At 74.3% G+C, this 25,383-nt stretch carries 21 protein-coding genes; 12 read left to right on the top strand and 9 right to left on the bottom strand.

Annotated features, from left to right (window positions below; translation table 11 throughout):
• Nucleotides 1–152: 152 nt before the first annotated feature.
• Complete coding sequence (locus ACFYUZ_RS22170) at nt 153–854, bottom strand: ABC transporter ATP-binding protein (RefSeq protein WP_389311779.1); 702 nt, start codon at nt 852–854, stop codon at nt 153–155.
• Between the two features lie 203 nt (nt 855–1,057).
• Between ACFYUZ_RS22170 and ACFYUZ_RS22165 the strand changes: the two genes are divergently transcribed.
• A complete protein-coding gene (locus ACFYUZ_RS22165; RefSeq protein WP_389311777.1) occupies nt 1,058–2,371 on the top strand; it encodes a sensor histidine kinase in 1,314 nt (437 codons plus the stop codon).
• 2 nt (nt 2,372–2,373) lie between these two features.
• The gene (locus tag ACFYUZ_RS22160; RefSeq protein WP_389312175.1) at nt 2,374–3,087 is read left to right on the top strand and encodes a response regulator; all 714 of its coding nucleotides are present in this window, start codon (nt 2,374–2,376) and stop codon (nt 3,085–3,087) included.
• On the opposite strand, the gene ACFYUZ_RS22155 is transcribed toward ACFYUZ_RS22160, so the two are convergent.
• Nucleotides 3,018–3,581 (bottom strand): STAS domain-containing protein, encoded by a 564-nt coding sequence (locus ACFYUZ_RS22155; RefSeq protein WP_389311775.1) that lies wholly within the window; start codon nt 3,579–3,581, stop codon nt 3,018–3,020. The genes ACFYUZ_RS22160 and ACFYUZ_RS22155 overlap by 70 nt on opposite strands.
• A gap of 214 nt (nt 3,582–3,795) precedes the next feature.
• Complete coding sequence (locus tag ACFYUZ_RS22150; RefSeq protein WP_389311773.1) at nt 3,796–5,208, bottom strand: aminopeptidase P family protein; 1,413 nt, start codon at nt 5,206–5,208, stop codon at nt 3,796–3,798.
• Between the two features lie 160 nt (nt 5,209–5,368).
• On the opposite strand from ACFYUZ_RS22150, the gene ACFYUZ_RS22145 reads away from it, so the two are divergent.
• A complete protein-coding gene (locus ACFYUZ_RS22145) occupies nt 5,369–6,352 on the top strand; it encodes a LuxR family transcriptional regulator (protein WP_389311771.1) in 984 nt (327 codons plus the stop codon).
• A 6-nt stretch (nt 6,353–6,358) separates the two neighbouring features.
• Here the strand turns inward: ACFYUZ_RS22145 and ACFYUZ_RS22140 are convergent, their stop codons facing one another.
• From ACFYUZ_RS22140 to ACFYUZ_RS22130, 3 genes are read right to left on the bottom strand one after another with little or no spacing between them, the layout of a single operon-like run.
• Nucleotides 6,359–8,371, bottom strand: coding sequence for a prolyl oligopeptidase family protein (locus tag ACFYUZ_RS22140; RefSeq protein WP_389311769.1), 2,013 nt, complete (start codon nt 8,369–8,371; stop codon nt 6,359–6,361).
• Nucleotides 8,372–8,408: 37 nt separating this feature from the next.
• Nucleotides 8,409–8,957 (bottom strand): FABP family protein, encoded by a 549-nt coding sequence (locus ACFYUZ_RS22135; protein ID WP_389311768.1) that lies wholly within the window; start codon nt 8,955–8,957, stop codon nt 8,409–8,411.
• Nucleotides 8,958–8,999: 42 nt separating this feature from the next.
• Nucleotides 9,000–10,136 (bottom strand): hypothetical protein, encoded by a 1,137-nt coding sequence (locus ACFYUZ_RS22130; RefSeq protein WP_389311766.1) that lies wholly within the window; start codon nt 10,134–10,136, stop codon nt 9,000–9,002.
• Between the two features lie 188 nt (nt 10,137–10,324).
• On the opposite strand from ACFYUZ_RS22130, the gene ACFYUZ_RS22125 reads away from it, so the two are divergent.
• The 6 genes from ACFYUZ_RS22125 (at nt 10,325) to ACFYUZ_RS22100 (ending at nt 15,529) form a co-directional block, all read left to right on the top strand.
• A complete protein-coding gene (locus tag ACFYUZ_RS22125; RefSeq protein ID WP_352027631.1) occupies nt 10,325–10,408 on the top strand; it encodes a putative leader peptide in 84 nt (27 codons plus the stop codon).
• Nucleotides 10,409–10,521: 113 nt separating this feature from the next.
• A complete protein-coding gene (locus ACFYUZ_RS22120) occupies nt 10,522–11,382 on the top strand; it encodes an ABC transporter permease (protein WP_389311765.1) in 861 nt (286 codons plus the stop codon).
• Nucleotides 11,355–12,089, top strand: a complete 735-nt coding sequence (locus ACFYUZ_RS22115; protein ID WP_389311763.1) for an ABC transporter ATP-binding protein — start codon at nt 11,355–11,357, stop codon at nt 12,087–12,089. The genes ACFYUZ_RS22120 and ACFYUZ_RS22115 overlap by 28 nt, the downstream gene beginning before the upstream one ends.
• 35 nt (nt 12,090–12,124) lie before the next feature.
• Nucleotides 12,125–13,156 carry an ABC transporter substrate-binding protein gene (locus ACFYUZ_RS22110; RefSeq protein WP_389311761.1) on the top strand — a complete coding sequence of 344 codons (1,032 nt, stop codon included), beginning with the start codon at nt 12,125–12,127 and terminating at the stop codon, nt 13,154–13,156.
• Nucleotides 13,156–14,367, top strand: a complete 1,212-nt coding sequence (locus tag ACFYUZ_RS22105) for an LLM class flavin-dependent oxidoreductase (RefSeq protein ID WP_389311760.1) — start codon at nt 13,156–13,158, stop codon at nt 14,365–14,367. The genes ACFYUZ_RS22110 and ACFYUZ_RS22105 overlap by 1 nt, the downstream gene beginning before the upstream one ends.
• A 61-nt stretch (nt 14,368–14,428) precedes the next feature.
• Nucleotides 14,429–15,529 (top strand): NAD(P)-binding domain-containing protein, encoded by a 1,101-nt coding sequence (locus ACFYUZ_RS22100; RefSeq protein WP_389311758.1) that lies wholly within the window; start codon nt 14,429–14,431, stop codon nt 15,527–15,529.
• Between the two features lie 274 nt (nt 15,530–15,803).
• Here ACFYUZ_RS22100 and ACFYUZ_RS22095 read toward each other — a convergent pair whose 3' ends face one another.
• Nucleotides 15,804–17,648, bottom strand: coding sequence for an ABC transporter ATP-binding protein (locus tag ACFYUZ_RS22095; protein WP_389311756.1), 1,845 nt, complete (start codon nt 17,646–17,648; stop codon nt 15,804–15,806).
• Nucleotides 17,649–17,735: 87 nt separating this feature from the next.
• Between ACFYUZ_RS22095 and ACFYUZ_RS22090 the strand changes: the two genes are divergently transcribed.
• From ACFYUZ_RS22090 to ACFYUZ_RS22080, 3 genes are all read left to right on the top strand, one after another.
• A complete protein-coding gene (locus ACFYUZ_RS22090) occupies nt 17,736–18,197 on the top strand; it encodes a MarR family winged helix-turn-helix transcriptional regulator (protein WP_389311754.1) in 462 nt (153 codons plus the stop codon).
• Nucleotides 18,198–18,236: 39 nt separating this feature from the next.
• Nucleotides 18,237–21,161, top strand: a complete 2,925-nt coding sequence (locus ACFYUZ_RS22085) for an FAD-binding and (Fe-S)-binding domain-containing protein (RefSeq protein WP_389311752.1) — start codon at nt 18,237–18,239, stop codon at nt 21,159–21,161.
• A gap of 156 nt (nt 21,162–21,317) precedes the next feature.
• The gene (locus ACFYUZ_RS22080; RefSeq protein WP_389311750.1) at nt 21,318–22,745 is read left to right on the top strand and encodes a Gfo/Idh/MocA family protein; all 1,428 of its coding nucleotides are present in this window, start codon (nt 21,318–21,320) and stop codon (nt 22,743–22,745) included.
• Nucleotides 22,746–22,795: 50 nt separating this feature from the next.
• On the opposite strand, the gene ACFYUZ_RS22075 is transcribed toward ACFYUZ_RS22080, so the two are convergent.
• Together ACFYUZ_RS22075 and ACFYUZ_RS22070 are read right to left on the bottom strand one after the other, a co-directional pair.
• Nucleotides 22,796–24,409 carry a peptide-N4-asparagine amidase gene (locus ACFYUZ_RS22075; protein ID WP_389311748.1) on the bottom strand — a complete coding sequence of 538 codons (1,614 nt, stop codon included), beginning with the start codon at nt 24,407–24,409 and terminating at the stop codon, nt 22,796–22,798.
• A gap of 155 nt (nt 24,410–24,564) precedes the next feature.
• Nucleotides 24,565–25,356, bottom strand: coding sequence for a metal-dependent hydrolase (locus tag ACFYUZ_RS22070; RefSeq protein ID WP_389311746.1), 792 nt, complete (start codon nt 25,354–25,356; stop codon nt 24,565–24,567).
• Nucleotides 25,357–25,383: the final 27 nt, after the last annotated feature.

Below are 25,383 nucleotides of genomic sequence, written 5' to 3'. Positions count from 1 at the left end.
GTCGCTCCCGCCGCCCGGGCCGGAGAAGCGGACGCTCGTGGACCTCCCGCCGCCCGGGCCGGAGAAGCGGACGCTCGTGGACCTCCCGCCGCCCGGGCCGGGGGAACGGACGCTCACGGGCCTCCCGCCGCCCGGGCCGAGGGGGCGCGCGCTCATCGGGTCGCCACCGGGACGTCGCGGGTGACGCGGCCGTCGACGAGTTCGACCGTGCGCGTCGCGCAGGCCTCGGCGAGCGCGAGGTCGTGGGTGACGAGGACGATCGTCTGGCCGTCGGCGTTCAGGTCGCGCAGGAGGCCGCGGACCTCCGCGCCGGACGCGGTGTCGAGGGCTCCCGTGGGCTCGTCGGCGAGGAGCAGCGGCGGACGGTTCATCAGGGCGCGGGCGACGGCGACGCGCTGCCGCTCGCCCCCGGAGAGACGGCCGGGGTGCACGCGCGCGTGCCGGGCGACGCCGAGCCGGTCGAGGAGCTCGGCGGCGCGCGCCGCGGCCCGGCCGCGGGGCGTCCCGATGAGCTGGGCGGGGAGCAGCACGTTGTCGAGGACGGTGAGGTCCTCGAGGAGGTGGAAGAACTGGAAGACCATGCCGACGCGGCTGCGCCGGTAGCGGGCGGAGGCCGTCTCGCTCAGCCTGTCGACGCGCAGGCCGTCCACGGTCACCCGGCCGGTGCTGGGCCGGTCGAGCCCGGCGAGGAGGTTGAGCAGCGTCGACTTGCCGCTGCCGGAGGGGCCGAGCACGGCGAGCGACTCCCCCCGCGCCACCCGGAGGTCGAGACCGGCGAGCGCGGCCGGCCCGTCCTCGTACGTCCTGCCGACCTCGCTCAGGTCGATCAGCGGCTCGGCTTCGGATGGGGTCACGGGTCCTCCAGGGCTCGGAAGCGTTCGGGTTCGCCCCGACGCTAGGAGCGGGCCGGCCGGGGGCGCGTCGGCCGTGGTGGCGAAGCTCCGTACCGTGTGCGGCGGAGGCCCGGGCGGGTCATCCGCGCGATGTACTCCGCGGGGACGGTGCCCTGGTCCCCGGGACCGATCCGCCGCGGCGCCCCGCTTGGCACACTGCGGCGGTGAGCAGGTACGAGGAATTCATGGGCCGGATACGGGGATCGCGGACCATCGGCGCGCCGCCCCCGCTGTCCCGCTGGGCGTGGACGGCCGACGGGCTGCTCGCCCTGTCGCTCGCGGTCGCCACGATCGTCGGGAACCTGAACCGCTCCTACGTGGAGCTCCGGCCCGATCTGGTGGGGAGCAGGACGCCCGTGCCCGGGCAGCTCCCCTCCCCTCCCGCCCTCCCGGACCTGCCCGGCCCGCGCCCCGTGCCCGCCGTGGAGCACGTGCTGCCGCCGGTGGAGGCCTGGGAGACGGCGGCGGCCGTGCTGACCGCGCTGCCGCTGGTGCTGCGGCGCCGCTTCCCGCTGACCGTCCACTGGACGGTGACGGTCGCGGCGGTGGTCCTGCACCTGGGGGACGCGGCGGACGACGCCACGCGGATCACCTTCGCCTCGGGGCTCGTCGCGGCGTACAGCGCGGCGATGTACAGCCCGCACCGCAAGTCGGTGGCGGCCTCGCTCCTGGCCGGCGCCCTGCTCCACGCGGTCTTCCCGCTGGTCCCGGACGTCGACGGCGACCTGGTGCCCGTCCTCGTCCTGCTGCCGCTCGCCCTCGCCTCGCACGGCGTCCATCTCTGGCGGCAGCGGGAGCGGACGCTGCGGGCGGAGCAGGAGGCGCAGCTGCGCCGGGCGGTGGAGGCGGAGCGGTCCCGGATCGCCCGGGAGCTGCACGACGTGGTCACCCACAACGTGAGCATGATGACGATTCAGGCCGGTGCCGCGCGCACGGTCCTGACCACCTCGCCGGAGCAGGCCCGGGAGGCGATGCTCGCGGTGGAGGCGGCCGGGCGGACGGCGATGTCGGAGCTGCGGCACGTGATGGGACTGCTCACGATGGCCGCGGACGGTCCCGATCCGGCCGCCGACGTGACGCTCGCCCCGCAGCCCGGCCTCGACCGCCTGGGGGAGCTGACGGACCGGGTGCGCTCCTCCGGGGTGCCGGTGGAGGTGGCCGTGCGGGGCGTCCCGGTGGAGCTGCCCGCGGGGGTGGACCTGGCCGCGTACCGGGTGGTGCAGGAGGCGCTGACGAACGCGGTGAAGCACGCGGACGGCGCGCGGGTGTCGGTGACGGTGGAGTACGGGACGGACCGGCTGCGGGTGGAGGTGTCCGACACGGGCGGGCGCCGGCTGCGGACGGCGGAGCCGGGCGGGGGTCACGGGCTGCTCGGACTGCGGGAACGGCTCGCGGTGTACGGCGGTACGCTCGACGCCGGCAGCCGCCCGCACGGCGGGTACCGGGTCCGTGCGGTGATTCCGTGGGAGGTTCCGTGACCGTGGCCGACGCCCCGCGCGTGGTGATCGTCGACGACCAGGCGCTGGTGCGGACCGGTTTCCGGATGATCCTCGCCGCCGACGGCATCGACGTGGTCGCGGAGGCCGCCGACGGCGACGCGGCGGTGGCGGCGGTCCGCAGGACCCGGCCGGACGTGGTCCTGATGGACATCCGGATGCCGGGCACGGACGGCCTGGAGGCCACGCGGCGCATCCTGGCGGACGGGGCGCCGCCGCCGAGGGTCGTCGTCCTCACCACGTACGACCTCGACCGGTACGTGTACGCGGCGCTCGCGGCGGGCGCGAGCGGCTTCCTGCTCAAGGACGTCACCCCCGAGCACCTGACGGCGGCGGTGCGGCTCGTCCGCTCCGGGGACGCCCTGCTCGCCCCGGCGATCACGCGGCGCCTGGTGGAGCGCTTCGCCGCGCCCGGTGCGGGCGGGGGGTCCCGGCCCGTCGCGCCGCACCGCGAGCTGGCCACGCTCACCCCGCGCGAGCTGGAGGTCCTGGAGGCACTGGCGCGCGGCCACACCAACGCCGAACTGGCGGCGCGCTTCCGGCTGAGCGAGGCGACGGTGAAGACCCACGTCGCCCGCGTCCTCCAGAAGCTCCGGCTGCGCGACCGGGCCCAGGCCGTGATCGCCGCCTACGAGACGGGCCTCGTCACGCCGGGCTCGGGCGGCAGCGGAACCACCGGGCCGGGCGGGACGGGCTGAGGGACCGGCCGCGGCAGACCGACGACCGCCTCCGGCCGGGCCGCCGGGTCCGGCCGGGCCGCCGCGTCCGCCCCTCCGAGCGGGTCCGGCAGACCGAGCGGGTCCGGCGGGCCGAGCGGGTCCGGCGGGCCGACGGTCTCGTCCGGCTCGTCGAGGAAGTCCGGTGGTCCCGGCTCGGGGCGGAGGACATCGGTCAGCGCGGTCAGCCGGATGAGCCGCAGGATCCACGGCTGGTCGCAGAGGAGCCGCCACCGCGCACCGCGCCGGTGCATGCGCCCGGCGCAGTGGGCGAGGAGCCCCAGTCCCGTGGCGTCGCAGAAGGAGAGGCGCCGGATGTCGACGGTCAGGGCGTCGGACTCCCGGACGAGGGCGTCGAGCTCGGGCCGCAGGTGCCGCACCAGGACGAGGTCGAGCTCGCCCCGGAGGGCGGCGACCGTGAGGCCGCCGGTCGAGCGGACGACGAGGTACGGGTCGTGACGGGGGATCAGCTGCATCGGACGCTCCACAGGGTGGCTCCATGTGTCACGTCGAGCGTGGCCGCCCCTTCGCCGGGAGGGACGTTTCGCCTCGACCGCTGTCACCTGAATCGGTGAAGATCCTCCCCTCTTTCTGTCGTTCGGGCGCACGCGGCCCGGACGCGCGCGCGAAGACGACGGGAGGGGCCGCCCGCACGTGCGCGGACGGCCCCTCCGACGGCCCGGCGGGGCCTCAGCCCGCGAAACGGGCCATCCACGCCTCGACCTCGGCCGAGGAGCGCGGCAGACCGGCCGAGAGGTTCTCGTGGCCCTCCTCGGTGACGAGGAGGTCGTCCTCGATCCGGACGCCGATGCCGCGCCACTCCTCGGGCACGGTCAGGTCGTCCGGCTGGAAGTACAGGCCGGGCTCGACCGTGAGCACCATGCCCGGCTCCAGGACGCCGTCGACGTACTCCTCCGTGCGGGCCTGCGCGCAGTCGTGGACGTCCAGGCCGAGCATGTGGCCGGTGCCCGCCATGGTGAAGCGGCGCTGGAGGCCGAGCTCGTACGCGCGGTCGACGGGGCCCTCGATGAAGCCCCACTCGACGAGCCGGGCCGCCAGGTGACGCTGGGACGCCTCGTGGAAGTCGCGGTACGGGGCGCCCGGCTTCACCGCGGCCATGCCCGCCTCCTGGGCCTCGTACACCGCGTCGTACACCTGGCGCTGGACGGGGCTGAAGGTGCCGCTGATGGGCAGCGTGCGGGTGACGTCGGCGGTGTAGAGGGAGTGCGTCTCCACGCCGGCGTCGAGGAGCAGCAGCTCGCCGGGGCGCACCGGGCCGTCGTTGTCCGTCCAGTGCATGATCGTGGCGTGGTCGCCGGCGGCACAGATCGAGCCGTAGCCGACGTGGTTGCCCTCCAGGCGGGCCCGGCGGAAGAAGGTGCCCTCGATCCACCGCTCGGAGGAGGCGATCGCCCGGGAGAGCTCGGCGACGCAGTCGGTGAAGCCGCGGACGGTGGAGTCCACCGCCTTGCGCATCTCGCCGATCTCCCACTCGTCCTTGACGAGGCGGAGGTCGCTGAGCGCCCCCTCCAGCTCGGCGTCGCGCTCCTCGTCGGTGGTGACGGCGGCCTCGAGGGCGGGGTCGACTCCGCGGACGATCCGGGTCGGCACGCCGGAGCCGGCGGCCAGGTCCTCGGTGACGGTGCGGACGTCGCGACAGGGCAGGCCGAGGACGGTCGCGGACTCGGCGAGGGAGCGGCGGCGGCCCATCCACAGCTCGGCCGTGTAGCCGATCCAGAACTCGTCGTCGTCGCGGCTGTCGCGGGGCAGCTGGTAGCAGTAGGCGTCGTGGCCGCCGTCGGCGCGGGGCTCCAGGACGAGGGCGCCGTCGCGGGCCTGGTCGCCGGTCATGTGCACGTAGCCGGAGTACGGGCGGAACGGGTAGTTGTCGTCGTTGGAGCGGTACTTGAGGTTCCCCGAGGGGACGATCAGGCGCTCGCCGGGGAAGAGCGCGGAGAGCGCGGCGCGGCGGCCGGCCGCGTACGGCGCCTGCTCGGCCGGTTCGAGATCGTGCCGCTCGGTGTCCGCCCATCCCGTCCTCATCAGAGCGGAGAGCTCCTCGGAGACGCCGTTGTAGAGGCCGTTCTTGCGACCCTTCGCCACGTCCTGCACCTTCTTCCCAGTACGTTCCCGACCGCCGCTCGTCGACGGCACCCGGACGGTACTGCGCCGCGGGCCCGCCGGGTGCCCGGATCGGCCAGTGGCACGGATCGGCCACACCCCGGGCGGCGGGGGCCGCCGGGGCGGGTCGATAATGCGGTCCATGGCGAACGCGAAGCTCGGTGAGGCGCTCCGGCTGCTCGGGATCGGCGACGAGGCCCGCCGGGTCTACGTCCGGCTGCTGGACCTCGGCCCCGCGCCGCTGAGCGCCATCGGCTCCGCGGCCGGTCTCGACGGTGCGGAGCTGTCCGCGGCGTACGGGGAACTCGTCGACGCGGGCCTGGCGAGTCCCGCGGGACAGGACCTCGACCCGGTGGCTCCGGTGCCGCCCGCCGCGGGCCTGGAGATCCTGGGGCGGCACCGGGCGGCCGAGCTCGACGAGTCGCGGATCACCGTCGGCGGCGCCTTCGAGTCCTTCCGGCGGCAGCGGCTCGCCGCGTACCACGACGATCTCGTCGAGGTGGTGACGGGGGACGCGGTGGGCCCCCGCATGCGGCACGCCTGGGCCAGCGCGCGCGAGGAGATCCGGCAGCTGGACTCTCCCCCGTACTTCCCGCTGCCGAGCGCGACCGACGACGCGCTCGCGACCCTGGCGCGCGGGGTGACCCAGCGGGTCGTCTACTCGCAGGCGTCGCTGGAGCACCCGGGGCAGCTGGAGGAGGCGATCGAGCCGTGCGTGGAGGCGGGCGAGCAGGCGCGGGTGCTGCCGTCCGTGCCGGTGAAGCTGGTGATCATCGACGAGGCGTACGCCATGGTCTCGCTCTCCATCAAGGAGGCCGACGTGCACAACAGCATGCTCGTGGTGCAGCCGTGCGGCCTGCTGTCGGCGCTCGTGGCGCTGTTCGAGCAGGCCTGGCAGAGCGCGCTGCCGCTGCACGGCCGTTCCGTCCGGCCGGCCGGACTGCTGCCGGCCGACCGCCGGCTGCTGCGGCTGCTCGCGGGCGGGGCGAGCGACGAGGTCGTCGCCCGGGAGATCGGGGTCAGCCGCCGCACGCTCTTCCGCCGCGTCCAGGTCCTCATGGCCCGGCTCGGCGCCACGAGCCGCTTCCAGATGGCGCTGCAGGCGCAGCGCCAGGGGTGGTTGTGAGGCGGCTCAGGTGAGGTGCCGCCGGAGGAAGGTGTGCACGAGGGCGCTGTTGTGGGCGGCCTGTTCGTTGTCCCCGGCGCCCGCGTGGCCGCCGCCGGTGTTCTCGTGGAACAGCACGGGGTGGCCGAGTTCCCGCAGCCGGGCCGCCGTCTTGCGGGCGTGGCCGGGGTGGACGCGGTCGTCGCGGGTGGAGGTCATCAGGAGCACCGGCGGGTAGGTCCGGTCGGCCGTGAGGCGGTGGTACGGGGAGATCTCGCGCAGGTGGGCGAGGTCGGCCGGGTCGTCGGGGTCGCCGTACTCGGCGATCCAGGAGGCGCCCGCGAGGAGCTTGTGGAAGCGGGTCATGTCGAGCAGCGGGACCTGCGCGACGATCGCGCCGAACAGCTCCGGGTGGCGGGTGAGCATCGCGCCCATGAGCAGGCCGCCGTTGCTGCCGCCCGACGCGCCCAGCTGCGCCGGGGTGGTGACGCCGCGGGCGACGAGGTCCCGGGCGACGGCCGCGAAGTCCTCGAAGGCCCGCGGCCGGTCCGCGCGGAGCGCGGCCTGGTGCCAGTCCGGGCCGTACTCCCCGCCGCCCCGGATGTTCGCGATGACGTACGTGCCGCCGCCCTCCAGCCACGCCCGGCCGGTGACGGCGCCGTAGGAGGGGGTGAGGGAGACCTCGAAGCCGCCGTAGCCGTAGAGCAGGGTGGGGCCGGGGCCGGTGAGGGCGTGGTCGGGGCCGATGACGAAGTAGGGCACGCGGGTGCCGTCGGGGGAGGTCGCGAAGTGCTGCTCGACCGTGAGCCCGGCGGTGTCGAAGCGGTCCGGGGCCTGCTTGAGGACCTCCGTGTCGGCGCCGATGTGTCCGCGGTGGAGGCTGGAGGGCTGGAGGAAGCCAGAGACGTCGAGGAAGTACTCGTCGGAGACGTCCGGGTCCGTGTCCACGACGCTCACGGCGGACAGCGCCGGGACGCCGACGAGCGGGGTGCGCGTCCAGCCGGCGCCGTCGCGGCCCGGGGTGAGGACCTCGATGTGGGCGCTGACGTCCCGCATCGTCTCCAGGATCAGGTGGTGCCTGGTCCAGGAGCGGCCCGCGAGGGCCGTCCGCGGGTCCGGGGTGAAGAGCACCTCGGGGGTGCGGTCGCCCGCGAGGAAGGCGTCCAGGCCGAAGGCGAGGAGGGAGCCGGTGGGCTGTCCCAGCCAGTCGGACTTCAGGGTGACGAGCAGATGCCCGCGGTGGGCCTCGACGAGCGCGTCGTCGGGGACGTCGATGCGCACGGTCGTGCCGTCGGGCTCCAGGAGGTGGGTCTCGCTGCGGAAGAAGTCCAGCGAGCGGCCGACGAAGTCCCGCTCGAAGCCGGGGGTGTCGTCGCGGTACCCCCAGGCCGACACGTCCGTGTCCTCGGCCTCGTAGACGAGCTCGGACTCCTCGATCCGCGTGCCGCGCCGCCAGCGGCGGACCGTGCGCGGATAGCCGGATCCGGTCAGCGAGCCCGGTCCGGTGTCCGTGCCGACGAAGACGGTGTCGGCGTCGATCCACCCGATGCGCGTCTTCGCCTCCGGCACCTCGAAGCCGCCCTCGACGAACTCCCGCGCGGCGAGGTCGAATTCGCGGACCACGACGGCGTCGCCGCCGTCCCGGGAGAGCCGCACCAGGGCCCGGTCGTACGCGGGGCGGCGCACCCGGGCCCCGTCCCACACCCATTTCTCGCCCTCCGCGGCGGCGAGCGCGTCGACGTCGAGGAGGACCTCCCACTCGGGGTCGTCCTTGCGGTACTGCTCCAGGGTCGTGCGCCGCCACACCCCGCGCACGTGCTCGGCGTCGCGCCAGAAGTTGTAGAGGTGCGCGCCGCGCCGCACGGTGTACGGGATGCGGTCCGAGGCGTCGAGCACCTCCCTCAGGCGTGCCTTCAGCGGGGCGAACCCGTCGTCGGCGGCCAGCACGTCCGCCGTCTCGGCGTTCCGCTCGGCCACCCACGCGAGGGCGGCCTCGCCGGAGATGTCTTCCAGCCACAGGTACGGGTCGTCATCGCTCACCCCCGTATTGTGCAGGTCCCGCCGCCGGGGCCCGCCGTCAGCGCCGCTTCTCGCGGTGGAGCCGTACCGCGAGGTGGTGCTGGAGCGGGCGGCCGACGGCGGCGAGGTCGTGGAGGAAGTCGAGGGTGTCCTCGCCGGTGAGGGTGTAGCGGCGGCGGGTGGCGTCGACCTGCTTGGCGGTGGGGGCCAGGGCGACCCGCTCGGTGGTGAGGTCCACGGTGGCGCCGTCCGCGCGGCCGACGGCGATCTCCGCGATGCCGGTGGGCTGGGTGATCAGCGCCTCGATCCGGCCCTCGGGCTGCAGCCGCCACCAGCCGCTCTCCCGCGCGGACGGCCGCAGCGGGGTGCCGTCCTCGTCGATCAGCCAGGCCCGCGCCTCGTAGTGCAGGAAGGGGCGCCCGTCGTGGCTGAAGGTGACCTCCTGCTCGTACGCGAACTCCTCGGCGAGCGTCGGGTAGCCGCCCCGCCCCCGCCCGACCCAGGTCCCGAGCAGCCCGGCCACCGGGGCGAGCAGCGCGTGCGGCGCGGGCGCCTCGTCCGCCCGGAACGCGTCGGGGTACGGGTGCTGCCGGTCGCGGTCGTTCATGGGGATGCGCTCCTGGGGTCGGGGCCTGTGCCGTACGGCAGCTTAGGCCGCGGGGTCCGGCGCGCTCCGCAGGGAGAGCCGGAGCACCGCGGTGGCGGCGACGCCGGCCGCGAGGCCGAAGGTGAGGGCGGCCGGGATGCCGATGCCGATGCCGGCGGTGGAGTGGAGGAGGCCCTGCCGGGGGCCCGTCTGGACCACCGCGATCCGGAGGAGCCGGCCCGCGAGCAGCCCGAGGACGGTGGCACAGACCGCGCCGGCCGCCATGGCCGGGAGCGTGGCCCGGGTGAGGAGCCCGGGGAGCCGGCGCAGGGCCCACCAGACGACGGCGAGGAGGAGGACGTCGGAGGCGCGGTGGCGGAGCCAGTCGCCGATCGGGCCGCCCGCCGGGCCGTCCCAGGCGCCGAGCAGCAGCCACTGGCGCAGCAGGTCGCCGGGCTCGGAGAGGAGTCCGCCGTCCGGGGAGAACTCCTGGAGGGCGGCGGCGACCGGCTGGTAGGAGAGGACGACCACGGACAGGGCGATCACGGCGGTCCCGGCGGTGGCGGCCAGGCGCGCGGCGCGGGCCGGGACGTCCGTGCGGGGCAGCGGTCCCGCGCCTTCGGCGGCGATCCGCGCGACGAGGACGGTCGCCCCCGCCACGACGAGCGAGACGGCCACGGGGAGCTGCCGTCCGCCGGCGATCACGTTCGCCAGCTGGGGCAGGAAGCGGTAACCGCCGTGTCCCGTCGAGGCGATCATCCACGGCGCGGAGACGGCGACCGCGAGGGTCCCGGCCGCCGCGCCCCAGGCCCACAGCGCGAGGAACGCAGCCGTCGTCCGCCCGCGCACGGGCGGCAGCCTGCGGATCAGGAGGAGGGCGCCGAGCACGAAGGCGAGGAGGACGGCTCCGTACCGGATCTGGAGCCCGGTCGTGTACAGCCCGCTGTAGTGGTCGCGGTCGTCGCCGCCCGAGGTGTCCGGGACGTAGCCGGACGCCTGCGCGCCGGAGTCGAGGAAGACCGGGGGGTCGTACGCCCAGGGGGCCACCCAGCGCTGGAGCTCGGCGACCGCCCCGGGGCTGAGCGTCCCGTCGCTGCCGGGCAGCCGCAGTGCGTCCGCGCTCGCCCCCGCCCACCACAGGAGTGCGGTGAGCAGCAGCCCGCCGATCAGCGCGGGTATCGCCGCGCGTCGATACGTCATGTTCCTGTCCCCCGTCGTGAACGTGCTGCCCGGGACTTCCCCGGTCAGCTGGAGACTAGGGGGTGTCCTGCCGGTCACGTGCGGAGCACGGAGGCGCGTCGGTCCGGTGGGCGAGCCGGCCCGGGGCTCGCGCGTCCAGGGTCCGAGACGCCGTTGACCCGGCGCGTGACGACCGCTACGTTCGCGCCATGTTGCGTACAGCCCTGCTCACCACGCGCGGTCACATCGACCTGCTGCGGGTGGCCTCCGCCGCGTGTCGCCGCGGCCGCTGACGCCCTTTCACCCCCACCACACCTCTGACGCCCTGATCGTCGTGCGCGCGTGTCCGCTCCGCGCCCACGGCCGCTGAGGCGTACCTCCACCTCCCTCTCCCCCGGAGTCCGTCATGACGGTCGACCATGCCCCTCCCGCCCTTCCGCCCGACATATCGCCTTTGCCGGATGTCGAGTCCCTGACCCCCACCCGGAGACCGGGCCGCGGCCCGTCCGTCCCGCGCTGGCTGCGCCGGGCCGTGGGACCCGTACTGCTGCTCCTCCTCTGGCAGTCGTGCAGCGCGGCGGGGGTGCTGCCGGCGGACGTGCTGGCCTCGCCGGGAACCATCGCCCGGGCCGCCGGCGAGCTGGTCGGCGACGGGACGCTGCCGACCGCGATGGGCGTCTCGCTGCGGCGGGTCGCCGTGGGGCTGCTGCTCGGCGGGGTGGTGGGGATATCGCTCGCCCTGGTGTCCGGGCTCTCACGGCTCGGGGAGGACCTGGTCGACGCTCCCGTGCAGATGCTGCGGACGGTGCCGTGGGTCGGGCTCATCCCGCTGTTCATCATCTGGCTGGGCATCGGGGAGGCGCCCAAGGTGGCGCTGATCGCCCTCGGCGTCGCCTTCCACCTCTATCTGAACGTGTACGCCGGGATCCGGGGCGTCGACGCGGGGCTCGTCGAGGCGGGCGAGTCCCTGGGGCTCGGGCGGTGGGGACTGGTCCGGCACGTGGTCCTGCCGGGCGCGCTGCCCGGGGCGATGACCGGGCTTCGCTACTCCCTGGCCACGGCCTGGCTCGCCCTGGTCTTCGGCGAGTCGATCAACGCCGACGCCGGGATCGGCTTCCTCATGAACCAGGCGCGGGAGTTCTTCCGCACGGACGTGATCGTCGTCTGCCTGGTCGTCTACGCCTTCCTCGGCCTGCTCGCCGACGCCCTCGTCCGTACTCTCGAAAGGCTGCTGCTGCAATGGCGACCGACCTTCACGGGGCAGTGACCGTCCGGGGCCTCACCCGCTCCTTCGACGGGCGCCCCGTCGTCGACGGGCTCGACCTGACCCTGCGCCCGGGACAGTTCACCGCGCTGCTCGGCCACAGCGGCTGCGGCAAGTCCACCCTCCTGCGGATCCTCGCGGGCCTCGACCGGGAGGTGTCCGGCACGGTCCTCGTGCCGCGCCGCCGCGCGGTGGCCTTCCAGGCGCCGCGCCTGATGCCCTGGAAGAAGGTCTGGCGGAACGTGCTGCTCGGGCTGCCGGGCACGCCGGACCGGGCGGTGGCGGAGAAGGCGCTCGCGGAGGTCGGGCTCGCCCACCGTTCGGGGGCGTGGCCGAAGACCCTGTCGGGCGGCGAGGCCCAACGCGCCTCTCTCGCACGGGCGTTGGTACGGGACCCGGATCTGCTGCTGCTCGACGAGCCGTTCGGCGCGCTCGACGCCCTGACCCGGATCAAGGCCCAGCGGCTCGTGGCCGAGCTGTGGCAGCGGCGCGGCTGCACGGTCCTGCTCGTCACGCACGACGTCGACGAGGCCCTGCTGCTCGCGGACCGCGCACTGGTGATGCGGGACGGCGTGATCGCGTACGACACCGCCGTCGACCTCGACCGGCCCCGCTCCCCCGGCGATCCCGCGCTCGCCGCGCTCCGCACCCGGCTGCTCGCCGAACTCGGCGTGGTCGAGAACGAGTTCGCCGCAACCGCGACGGCCTGACCGCCGCGCCCCCACCGTCCCCCGAGGAGACACCCGTGAAGTCCTTCCGCCTGTCCGCCGCGGCGCTGCTCGTGCCGCTCGCCCTGCTCGCCTCCGCCTGCTCCGGCGCCTCCGCCGCCGGTGACGCCTCGAACTCCGACGGCCAGGGCTCCCTCGTCCTGAACGTCGGCGACCAGAAGGGCGGCGCCGAGGCCCTGCTGCGCGCCGCCGGTGAGCTCGACGACCTCCCGTACCGGGTGAAGTGGTCGACTTTCACCTCGGGCCCACCGCTCCTCGAAGCGATCAACGCCAAGGCCGTCGACTTCGGCTCCGTCGGCAACACCCCGCCCGTCTTCGCCGCCGGCGCCGGTTCGAAGATCACCGTGGTCGCGTCGACGCACGGAGACTCCGCGGGCGAGGCGATCCTCGTGCCGAAGGACTCGCCGCTGCGCACCGCGCGGGACCTGAAGGGGAAGAAGGTCGCCGTCGCCCAGGGCAGCTCCGCTCACTTCCAGCTGATCGCCTCGCTCCGGAAGGCCGGCCTGGGACTGGACGACGTCCGGGTCAGCCTGCTGCAGCCGGCCGACGCCCTGGCCGCGTTCACCAGCGGCAAGGTCGACGCCTGGGCCGTCTGGGACCCGTACACCTCCCAGGTCCTGCTGAGCGGCAAGGGCCGGGTGCTGACCGACGGACGCGGTCTCGTCAACGGCCTCGGCTTCCAGGTCGCCGCCCCCTCGGCGCTGGCCGACAAGGAGAAGGCGAAGGCCGTCGGCGACTTCGTCGAGCGGCTGCGCCGCGCCCAGGGCTGGGTGTTCGACCACCCCGAGGAGTGGGCGAAGGTCTGGGCGAAGGAGACCGGGCTGCCGTACGAGGTGGCCCTGGCCGCGGTGAAGCGCAGCAACGGGACCCGGGTCCCCGTCGCCCTCGACGACGCGGCGATCGCCTCCGAGCAGAAGATCGCCGACACCTTCGCCGAACTCGGCCTGATCCCCCACACGTTCCGCTTCGCCGACTACGTCGACACCCGCTTCAACAAGGACCTGCCGCCGTCCACGAGCCCGGCGCGCAGCTACGGAAAGGCCTCTTGATGACCGTCCATCTGCACTGGTTCCTGCCGACCGGCGGCGACGGCCGGACCCTTGTCGACCGGCACGCCTACACGGACGGCGGGATCACCCGGGACCGGGCCGTGTCCGGGGTGCGCGCGCCCGACATCGACTACCTCGTCCAGATCGCCAAGGCGGCCGAGCAGCTGGGCTTCGAGGCCGTGCTGACGCCGACCGGCACGTGGTGCGAGGACGCCTGGCTGACGACGGTCGCGCTGGCCCAGCACACCGAGCGGCTGAAGTTCCTGGTGGCGTTCCGGCCGGGGGTGATCTCACCGGTGCTCGCGGCGCAGATGGCGGCCACGTACCAGCGGATCACCCGGGGCCGGCTGCTGCTCAACGTGGTGACCGGCGGCGACTCGGCCGAGCAGCGCCGCTTCGGCGACCACCTCGACCACGACCGGCGGTACGCGCGCACGGCCGAGTTCCTCTCGGTGGTGCGGGGCGCGTGGGGCGGGCGGCCGTTCGACTTCGACGGCGAGCACTTCCGGATCGAGGGCGGGCTCACCGCTCTGCCGCCGGACCCGCTGCCCGAGATCTTCTTCGGCGGCTCGTCCGCGGCGGCCGGTCCGGTCGCCGCGGAGCACGCGGACGTGTACCTGACGTGGGGTGAGCCCCCGTGGCAGGTGAAGGAGAAGATCGACTGGATCAGGCGGCTCGCGGAGGAGCGCGGCCGGACGGTCCGGTTCGGGATCCGGCTGCACACGATCTCGCGCGACTCGGCGCGCGAGGCCTGGGCGACGGCCGACCGGCTGCTCTCGGACCTCGACGCGGAGACCGTGGCCGCGGCGCAGGAGGTGCTCGGCCGGAGCGAGTCGGTGGGCCAGCAGCGGATGCTGGCGCTGCACGGCGGCGGTTCGCTCGACCGCGACCGGCTGGAGATCTCGCCGAACCTGTGGGCGGGCGTCGGTCTGGTGCGGGGCGGGGCGGGGACCGCGCTGGTCGGCAGCCACGCCGATGTGGCGGACCGGATCGAGGAGTACCACGACCTGGGGGTGGAGCACTTCGTGCTGTCCGGCTATCCGCACCTGGAGGAGGCGTACTGGTTCGGCGAGGGCGTGACGCCCGAGCTGGCGGCGCGCGGGCTGCTGCCGTCGTCGCCCGCTTCCCCGCTGCTCGGCGTCCCGGCGGTGAACGGCCGTCCGGCCTCGGCGCCGGGCGGGGCGCCGCTGCTCGTGTCCGGCGGGCGGTAGACGCCACCACGGGGCGGGGCGGCGCGGGAAGAACCGCACCCCCGCCCCGGTTGGTGGAAGCGTGAACGATTTCGGGTTCGAAGAGGTCAGGACGGTGGACGTCGCCGTCATCGGCGCCGGACAGGCGGGGCTCTCCGCCGCCTTCCACCTGCGGCGCACCGGCCTGGAGCCCGACCGGGACTTCGTCGTCCTGGACCACGCCCCCGACCCGGGCGGCGCCTGGCAGTTCCGGTGGCCCTCCCTCACCTACGGCAAGGTGCACGGGATGCACGCGCTGCCCGGCATGGAGCTGACCGGGGCCGACCCCTCGCGTCCCTCCTCGGAGGTGATCGGCGCGTACTTCGACACGTACGAGCGGACGTTCGACCTGCGGGTCCACCGGCCGGTCGACGTCACGGCCGTCCGGGAGGGCGAGGGCGGCCGGCTCCGGGTGGAGACCTCGGAGGGCGTGTACGCGACCCGGGCCCTGATCAACGCGACGGGCACCTGGGACCGTCCGTTCTGGCCGCGCTACCCCGGGCAGGAGACCTTCCGGGGCCGTCAGCTGCACACCTCCGGCTATCCGGGCCCCGGGGCGTTCGCCGGGAAGCGGGTGCTCGTGGTGGGCGGCGGGGCCTCCGGCACCCAGCACCTCATGGAGATCGCCGAGGTCGCGGCGGAGACGTTCTGGGTGACCCGGCGCGAGCCCGTCTACCGCGAGGGCCCGTTCGGCGAGGTGGAGGGGCGGGCGGCCGTCGCGCTGGTCGAGGACCGGGTGCGGCGCGGGCTCCCGCCGCAGAGCGTGGTCTCGGTCACCGGCCTTCCCCTGACCGACGCGATCCGCGACGCACGCGCGCGCGGGATCCTGGACCGGCTGCCGATGTTCGACCGGATCACCCCGAGCGGGGCGGCCTGGGACGACGGCCGGACCGTCGACGTGGACGTCATCCTGTGGGCGACCGGCTTCCGGGCGGCGATCGACCATCTGGCGCCGCTGCGGCTGCGCGAGCCGGGCGGCGGCATCCAGGTGGAGGGCACGCGCGCGGTCCGCGACGAACGCGTCCACCTCGTGGGCTACGGTCCCTCGGCCTCGACGATCGGCGCCAACCGGGCCGGCCGCGCGGCCGTCTCCGACATCCACCGCCTCCTCGGCCGCGAGGAGGCCGCCGCGCCGACCGTCTGACCTTCCGGTCACGCGAGTCCGGCCACCGCGCACGCGGCGGCGCCGCCGGCCCCCTGGGACGGGGGGCCGACGGCGCCGGGCACTGCGATCGTCAGACGAGCCAGCCCAGGAAGTGGAGGACGCCGGCGAGCAGGTTGGTGATGACGTTCATGGTGGTGCTTCTCCTCGTACAGGTGCATCAGTGGGACGTGTGCGGTCGCGGTCTGCAGCCCGTCGCTCGCACTCCGTAATCCTCCGATGCCGCGAGGGGGCGGGGCAACGAATCCCGGGACGATCACACGTTCTGGGGAACAACCGCTCCCACGTTCGCCTGTTCGGTACGGGCGTCCCGGCGGACCAGGGCCGCGTACCGTCCGTCCCGGGCGAGCAGCTCCTCGTGCGTCCCGCGCTCGGCGATCCCGCCTCCCTCCAGGACGACGATCTGGTCGGCGTCGCGGACGGTGGAGAGCCGGTGCGCGATGGTGATGGTGGTGCGCCCGGCCGACAGGGCGTCGATGGCGCGCTGCACCGCGTGCTCGGTCCGGGTGTCGAGGGCGCTGGTCGCCTCGTCGAGGATCAGCACCGGCGGGTCGCGCAGGATGGTGCGCGCGATGGCCAGGCGCTGCTTCTCGCCGCCCGAGAAGCGGTAGCCGCGCTCGCCGACGAGGGTGTCGTACCCCTCGGGGAGCGAGGCGATGTGCTCGTGGATCTGGGCGGCGCGCGCGGCCGCCTCCATCTCCTCGTCGGTGGCGTCCGGCTTGGCGAAGCGGAGGTTGTCGGCGACGGAGGCGTGGAAGAGGTACGTCTCCTGGGAGACGACGCCGACGGCGCGGGCGAGGGTGTCGAAGTCCAGGTCCCGCACGTCGACCCCGTCGAGGGTGACGCGGCCGCCGGTGACGTCGTACAGCCGGGGCACGAGGTAGCTGAGGGTGGACTTGCCGGAGCCGGTGGGGCCGACGACGGCCAGGCTGCCGCCGGCGGGGACGGTCAGGTCGATGCCGGTCAGGGTCGGGCGGTCCCGCCCCTCGGAGTCGTAGTGGAACTCGACCTTCTCGAAGGAGACCTCGCCGCGGATCTCCGGGAGCCGGACCGGCTCGTCGGGCTCGGTGATGTCGACGGGCAGGTCGAGGTACTCGAAGATGCGCTGGAAGAGCGCGAGGGAGGTCTGCACCTGCACGCCGGTGGAGAGCAGGCTGACGGCGGGACGGAAGAGGCCCTGCTGGAGCGAGACGAAGGCGACGAGCGTGCCGAGCGAGATCTCCGAGCCGCCCGAGCCGAGGGCGATGCCGGCGGCCCAGTAGATCAGGGCGGGCATGGCGGCCATGACGATGCCGATGGTGGACATCCGCCACCGCCCCGCCATGGAGGAGCGCACTTCGAGGTCGACGAGGCGCTCGGACTCCTCGGCGAAGGCCAGGGTGAGCGAGTCGGCGCGGCCCATGGTGCGGCCGAGCAGGATGCCGCTGACCGAGAGGGACTCGGTGACGGTCGCGGCCATGGCGGCCATCTGCTTCTGGCGCTGGGTGGTGATCTTCTTGCGCTCGCGGCCGACGCGCCGGCTGATCCAGACGAAGACCGGCAGCAGGAGCAGCGAGACGAGGGTGAGGCGCCAGTCGAGGGCGAGCATGGCGACGACGGTCGCGACGACGGCGGTCAGGTTGGAGACGAGGGAGGTGGCCGTGGAGGTCACGGTCGCCTGCATGCCGCCGATGTCGTTGGCGATGCGGGACTGGACCTCGCCGGTGCGCGTGCGCGTGAAGAAGGCGAGCGGCATCCGCTGGAGCTGCTCGTAGACACCGGTGCGCAGGTCGTGCATGACGCGCTGGCCGACGGTGGTCGAGATGAGCGTCTGGAGCACGCCGAAGACGCTGGTCAGGACGGCGGTGGCGATCATGCCGAGGGCCAGCAGGCTGAGCAGCCCGGTGCGGCCCTGGGGGATCGCGGTGTCCAGGATCTCCCGGAGGAGGAACGGCGAGGCGACCGACACGAGCGAGGCGGCGCCGACCAGGAGGCCGACGAGCGCGAGGCGCGCGCGGTAGGGGCGGAAGAGCCGCAGGATCCGCCGCACCTGGGCGGGCTCCTTGGGCTGACCGGAGTCGCGGGGCGGGGGCGTCCAGTCGGACTGGTCGTGGGGGCGCATGGGCTCCTTCGTGGAGAGACGATCCATCGGAGCATAGCTCACTGTTACCTATACTCACAATGAACAAGGTCCTGATATTGTTCCCGCATGAGCAACTCCGACCCGCCGGCCAGGACCGACACCGACGGACTCCTCGCCGAGCAGCTGCTGCGGCTCACCCGGCGCCTGCACCGCATCCAGAAGCGCCACCTGGAGCCGGTCGGCATCACCCCGGCGCAGTCCCGGCTCCTGCGCACGGTCGCGCACTTCGGGGAGCCGCCCCGGATGGCCGACCTCGCGGCCCGTCTGGAGGTCGTCCCGAGGGCCGTGACCAGTCTCGTCGACGGCCTGGAGGCGGGCGACCGGGTGCGCCGGGTGCCCGACCCGAGCAACCGCCGGGTGGTGCGGATCGAGCTCACCGACGCGGGACGCGCCACGCTGCGCGAGCTGCGCAGCGCGCGCCGGGCCGCCGCAGAGGACATCCTTGCTCCATTGACCGTCGAACAGCGCGAGGTGCTCGAGGGTCTGCTGTCCGCCCTGGTCGAACCCGGCCCGGAGCGCGGCTGCTGACCCGTGGGGCGCGGGGCCGCGCCGAAGGGGAGCCGTGACATGCCGCTGCTTGAGCCGAACCCCCGGGCCCTGCGTCCCGGCACGAAGCGGACCCCCGCCCCGGACCGCGTGCCGGAGCTCCAGGCACGGGGCACGCCGCGGCGGCTGCGCGAGGAGCTCACCGAGCTCCTGGGGCCGGGGAAGGTCCTGTCGAAGATCTCCGACCTGGTGCGCTACGCCTCGGACGCGAGCCCGTACCGCTTCGTCCCGCAGGTCGTCGTGGTCGCCGAGGACGTCGACGACATCTCCGCCGTCCTGTCGTACGCCCACGGCAAGGGCCGCGAGGTGGTCTTCCGGGCCGCCGGGACCAGCCTCAACGGGCAGGCGCAGGGCGAGGACGTCCTCGTGGACGTGCGCCGCCACTGGGCGGGCGTCGAGGTCCTGGACGGCGGGGCCCGGGCGCGGATCCGGCCCGGCACCACGGTGGTGCGGGCGAATGCCGCGCTCGCCCCGTACGGGCGGGTCCTGGGGCCCGATCCGGCCAGCGCGGTCGCCTGCACGATCGGCGGCGTCGTCGCCAACAACGCCTCGGGCATGACGGCCGGCACCACCCGGAACTCGTACCGGACCGTCGCCTCCCTGACCGTGGTGCTGCCGAGCGGGACCGTGGTCGACACGGCGGCCCCGGACGCCGACGAGGAGCTCGCGCGCGCCGAGCCGAGGCTGTGCGCGGAGCTGATGGCGCTGAAGGCGGAGATCGAGGCCGACGCCGAACTGACCGCCAGGATCCGCGCCAAGCACGCCATCAAGAACACCAACGGCTACCGGCTCGACGCCTTCCTCGACGGCGACACCCCGGTGCGGATCCTGCGCGGTCTGATGGTCGGCTCCGAGGGCACCTTCGGCTTCATCTCCGAGGTCGTCTTCGACACCCTGCCGCTGGACCGGGAGGTGTCCACGGCCCTGCTCCTCTTCCCCTCGCTGCCGGCCGCCGCCGCGGCCGTCCCCCTGTTCAACGAGGCCGGGGCGCTCGCCGTCGAGCTGATGGACGGCAACACGCTGCGGGCCTCGGTGAGGGTGGCGGGCGTGCCCGCCGACTGGGCGGAGCTGCCGAAGGAGACGGCGGCGCTCCTGGTCGAGTTCCGGGCCCCGGACACGCCCGCCCTGGAGGCGTACGAGCGGGCGGCGCGGGCCGTGCTCGCCGGCCTCGACCTGGTCGCCCCGGTGGCCTCCGTGGAGAACGCCTTCACCCGGGACCCGAAGCGGATCTCCGGCTACTGGAAGGCCCGCAGGGCCTTCGTGACGGCGGTCGGCGGCTCCCGCCCCTCCGGCACGACCCTGATCACCGAGGACTTCGCCGTGCCGCCGGAGCGGCTCGCCGAGGCCTGCGAGTCGCTGCTCGGCCTCCAGGCCCGGCACGGCTTCGACGCGGCCGTGGCCGGCCACGCGGCCCACGGCAACCTCCACTTCCTGCTCGCCTTCGACGCGGCCGACCCCTCCGACGTCCAGCGGTACGCGGCCTTCATGGACGAGTTCTGCAAGCTGACCGTGGAGCGCTTCGACGGCTCGCTGAAGGCGGAGCACGCCACCGGCCGCAACATCGCGCCCTTCCTGGAGCTGGAGTGGGGGACGCGGGCGACCGATCTGATGTGGCGCGTCAAGGAGGCCATCGACCCCGCCGGGGTCCTCGCCCCGCGGATCGTCCTGGACCGCGACCCGCAGGCCCATCTGCGCGGCCTGAAGACGATCCCCACCGTGGAGCGGACCGCCGATCCCTGCATCGAGTGCGGATTCTGCGAACCGACCTGCCCCAGCCAGGACCTGACGACCACTCCGCGCCAGCGGATCGTGCTGCGCCGGGAGATGATGCGCCAGTCCGACGGCTCCCCCGTCGAGGCCCGGCTCCTGGAGTCGTACGGCTACGACGCCGTCGACACCTGCGCCGGCGACTCCACCTGCAGGCTGGCCTGCCCGGTCGGGATCGACACGGGGGCGCTCATGAAGGAGTTCCGGCACGAGCGGCACTCGCCGCGCGAGGAGCGGATCGCCGCCCTGGCCGCGAGGAACTTCCGCGCGGTGGAGGCCTCCGCGCGGCTCGCCGTCGCCGCCGCGGACCGGATCGGCGACCGGGTCCTGGGATCTCTGACGGGCCTCGCCCGCAGGGCCGTCCGCCCCGACCTCGTACCGGAGTGGCTGCCGGAGATCCCGGGCGCGGCGGCGCGGCGGCTGCCCCGCACCCACCGTCCGGCGGCGGTCGCCGTCTACTACCCGGCCTGTGTGAACCGCGTCTTCGGGGGCCCGGAGGGCGAGCGCGGGCCCTCGCTCCCCGAGGCGGTCGTCGCGGTGTCGGCGCGGGCCGGGCGGCCGGTGTGGATCCCGGACGACGTGGCCGGCACGTGCTGCGCGACGATCTGGCACTCCAAGGGGTACGAACGGGGCAACGAGGTGATGGCGAACCGGATCGTCGAGGCCGCCTGGGGGTGGACGGCCGGCGGGCGGCTGCCGCTCGTGGTGGACGCCTCCTCCTGCGCCCTCGGGATCGCGCACGAGGTGGTGCCGTACCTGACGGAGGACAACCGGGCGCTGCACGCCGAACTGACCGTGCTGGACTCGGTCGTGTGGGCGGCGGACGAGCTGCTGCCCCGGCTGGAGGTGCGCCGCCGCGTCGCCTCGGCCGTGGTGCATCCGACGTGCTCGATGCGGCACCTGGGCGACGAGGAGAAGCTCACCGTGCTCGCCGAGGCCTGCGCGGAGGAGGTCGTCGTCCCGGCCGACGCGGGCTGCTGCGCCTTCGCCGGTGACCGGGGCATGCTGCATCCGGAGCTGACGGCCTCGGCGACGGCCCGCGAGGCGGCCGAGGTCACGGCCAGGCCGTTCGACGCGCACCTCTCGGCCAACCGGATGTGCGAGATCGGGATGGACCGGGCGACGGGCCGGAGCTACGGATCGGTGCTGCTCGCACTGGAACGCGCCACTCGCCCCTGACCATCCGTCAATCAGCCTGCCGCCCCGGGCGCACAGGGTCCCTCACCCCGTACGGTGAGGGGCCCTTCGTATGTTCGGGTGATCATCCGCGGCCGGTGCGGCTCGCCGGAGGAGCCTGAACAGTACAGTCCAACCACCCGTCAGCAGGGAGGTTCCATGGACGACCAGACACCTCGCCCCCCGAGCCGCCGCACGGTCCTCAGGACCACCGCGGGAGCGGCCGGGGCCGGGCTCGGCATCGCCACCGTGGGCGGGCAGACCGCCCGGGCCGCCACCGGATCCGCCCCCGCCACCGGATCCGCCGCCGGGTCCGGGACCGCGGCCGTGCCACGGCGCCGGGGCGCCACCATGGCCGGGGTCCCGTTCGAACGCCGTTCCACCGTCCGGATCGCCCTCGTCGGGCTCGGCAACCGCGGCGGCAGCATGGTCCGCCTCTACCTCGCCCTCCCCTGGGTCCGGGTGGTCGCCGTCTGCGACCCGGTGCGCGAGAAGGCCGAGCGGGCCGCCGCGGCCGTCGTCGCCGCCGGACAGCCCGCCCCCGCCCTGTACACCCACGGCGAGGCCGACTACGAGAACCTCCTCGCCCGCACGGACGTCGACTTCGTGCACGTGGCGACACCCTGGGACAGCCACTTCGCGATCGCCAGATCGGCGATGCTGAACGGCAAGCACGTCGGCGTGGAGTGTCCGGTCGCGCTGGAGCTCGCCGAGCTGTGGGAGCTGGTCGACCTGTCGGAGCAGACCCGCCGCCACTGCATGCAGCTGGAGAACTGCTGCTACGGGCGGAACGAGATGCGGGTCCTGCGGATGGCGCACGCCGGCAAGTTCGGGGAGCTGCTGCACGGCGCGGGGGCGTACAACCACGACCTGCGCGCCCTGATGTTCTCGCCGACGTACTACGAGGGACCTTGGCGCCGGCTGTGGCACACGCGGCTGCGCGGGGACCTCTACCCGAACCACGGCTTCGGGCCGGTCGCCAACTACATGGACGTCAACCGGGGCGACCGGGCGGTGAGCATCAGCAGCTTCGGCACCCCGGCGCTCGGGCTCGCCGAGTACCGCGCGGCGCACGTGCCGCCCGGCGACCCGAGCTGGAAGGAGACGTACGTCGAGAGCGACCGGACGATCAGCGTGATCCGGACGGCGAAGGGCCGGCTGATCCGCCTGGAGCACGACGTCTCCACCCCGCACCCGTACAGCAGGATCAACAGCCTGGGCGGTACGCGGGGGGTCTTCGAGGACTACCCGGCCCGGATCTATCTGGAGCCGGACCACAAGGACGACGCGTGGGGCGACTTCTCGGCGTACGCGGCCGAGTTCGACCACTGGCTGTGGAAGGAGCACGCCGATCCGCCGGGCGGCCACGGCGGCATGGACTACATCATGGTCCACCGCCTGACGCAGTGCCTCCAGCTGGGCCTTCCGCCGGACTTCGACGTGTACGACGCCGCCACCTGGACGGCTCCGGTGCCGCTGAGCCACGCCTCGATCAAGGCGAACGGGGCGCCGCAGGAGATCCCCGACTTCACCCGCGGCGAGTGGCCCAGGGCGCGCTCGGGCGTGGACTCGGCGAAGCCGGCCTGACCGGCGGTGCTGCCCGGCCCCCGGGACGAAGGGGCCGGGCAGCGCCGTGTTCAGCAGCGCCGCAGGTCCTCGGTGACCGTGCCCTGGACGGACGTCAGGCTCCGGTCGTAGCAGCCGTCGGAGCCGTACAGGCGGTAGCGCTCGGTGCTGGTGCCGATCGCGCGCCGCTGCTCGCGGGGGACGCCGAGGGTGAAGGAGGCGTCGCCGGTGTACGTGTCGTCCAGGCGCGACCAGGACAGCCGCTTGCCGCCCCGGACGACGTCGACGGCGGCGCGGTCGCCGACGGTGAGGACGGTCCGCAGTCGGTTCGCGCCGTCGACGGAGATCTCTCCGTCCATGGTGTACGCGCGCCGGGTGCGGGTCGCGGTCCGGCCGACGGTCACGGTCTCGTCGTCGGTCCAGCGGGCGGTCAGCGCGTCGGGGTTCTCGTCGGCGCCCCAGCGGTGGGTGGATCGGTGGTCGACGGTGCGGGTGACGGTGGTCGCGACGCGGCCGTGCGAGGTGTTCAGGTGGCCGGCGACGGTGAGCGTGTCGCCGCCCGTGGTCTCCAGGACGTCCGGCGAACCGGCCGTGTACACGGCGGAGTTGCGCGGGGTGCCGGGCTCGTGACGGTCCAGGGCGCCGGTGACGACCTCGCTGCCCTCGTCCTGCCAGAGGAGCACGTTGGTGGGGACGCTCCAGCCGGACTGCCCGGCGGGGACGCCGGCGACGGAGACCTCGACGCGATGGGCCGCGCCGTCGTTGAGCAGGGCCGCGAACGGCGTGAGGTCGTAGACGATCGGCTGCACGTCGAAGGCGCGCGGCGCGGGCGTCACGTACCAGAGGAAGGGGTTGGACCAGCCGCCGGTCCACACGTGCGGGAAGGGGGCCGCGATGCCGGCGAGCTTCCCGTCGACGGAGATCCGCACCTCCCGGTGGGGGCCGTCGGTGGCCTTGCAGGAGTAGGGGGCGGCGTCGGGGACGGTGAGGTACCAGAACTCCTCGCAGCCGCCGCCGGAGCCCGTGGCGTACACCTCGGCGAGGACGCGCTCGGTGTTGCGCGGGGTGGTGAGGGTGGCGCCGGTGAGCGGGACGACCCGGTCGGGGGTGCCCGCGGCGGGCTTCACGCGGCCCTCGGCGGTGTGGAAGGTGAGGGTCACGCGGACGTCGATGACACCGGTGTACGTCTCGTTGACGACGTTGCCGATGAGCATCTCGACGGACTGCGGGCGGCTGAGCGTGTCGCGGTACCGGGTGACGTCCTTCTCGACGGACCAGGAGATGCCGTCGGGAGAGGGCTCGGGGGTGGAGGTGCGCAGGAGCTCGACGCCGCCGAGGGTGAGGTGGCCGAGGCGGTCGTACTGGCGGCCCTTGACCTGTCCGTCGAGGCGCAGGACGACCTTGTTCCAGCGGGCGTCCGTGCCGCACTCCTTCGGCGGGGCGTAGCTCCCGCGGTACGGGGTGAAGTCGCGGAACCGGGCGGCGGCGAGGGTGACCTCGCAGGTGCGGGTGCCGGGAGTGGCGACGGGCGGCGCGGCGGTGACCGGGTCGTGCCAGTCGGTGGTGAACTCGGCGGGGGGCGTCGGGCCGGTCCGGCCCTCGGCGGCGGCCGGGTGGGCGGTGAGGAGCGCGCCGGCGGCGAGCACCAGACCGCCGATCACGCTCATGATCTTGAGTGATCTCATGGGGCGGAAGTGAAGCGTGGTCCCGCGCCGCGGTCCAGAGGACGATGAGCGGACATGGCGCGATCTGTTCCCCGATGGGAAAAGATCCGCTCCCCGGCCGGGCCCTGGAGGAAGCCGACCTCCAGAGGAAGCGGGCCCCATGAGGAAGCCGGCCCCTAGAGGAAGCCGAGCGCCGAGGCTCCGCCGACGCCGCCGAGGACCATGAAGGCGGGCATCAGGACCTTGAGCTCGACCCAGCTGCCGGCCCGGAAGCGCATGCCCTTGGGCGGGCCGATCGGGTACCAGCGCTTGCGGCCGACGGGGATGGGCCACAGGATCGGGCAGCCGGACACGGTCAGGGCGTCGCCGACGTCGTGCACGAGGGCGCCGAGGACGATCGGCAGGCCCAGCCACAGGTACTCCTGGCCGGGGCTCGTGAAGAGCCAGGCCGCGCCCTGGCCGGGCTGGTCGAGGACGCCCGCCAGGATCCAGGCGCCGGCGGCGCCGAGCAGCCAGACCAGGACGTCGCTGGACATCCGGGCGGCCCGCCACAGCAGGCCTTCCACGGCGAGGACCAGGTGCACGAAGAGGATCGCGAGGACGGCCCAGCGGCCGCCGGTGACCGCCGCGACGGAGGCCCCGGCGCCGATCAGGACCGCCCAGAGCCAGGTGTGGGTCAGGGTCCGGTGCCCGCCGGACCTGCGGGGGTCGGCGGAGGAGCGGGTCGCCTTGTAGACGGCGTACGACAGCTTGTCGACGATCTCGCAGAGGCCCCGGGAGACCGGACCGAAGGCGCGGGAGATGGTCGCCGACTTGTGGTCGAGGTCGGGTGCGAGGGCCGCGCCCGCGCAGATGAGCGCGCCGGCGACGAGAACGGGCCAGGGCATCGGGTGGTCGAAGGCGGCCGCGGCCGCTCCGACGCCCAGCCAGGCCGCCGCTCCGGACAGCGAGTGCGCCGGTCCCATCATGGTTGGCCCGCCCCGTTTCTCCCCTGC

Origin of the sequence: Streptomyces sp. NPDC004266, assembly GCF_042874095.1 — a bacterium.
GTDB lineage: Bacteria > Actinomycetota > Actinomycetes > Streptomycetales > Streptomycetaceae > Streptomyces.
The sequence above is the reverse complement of the archived record's forward strand: the minus strand, read 5'-3'. Positions and strand labels throughout refer to the sequence as shown.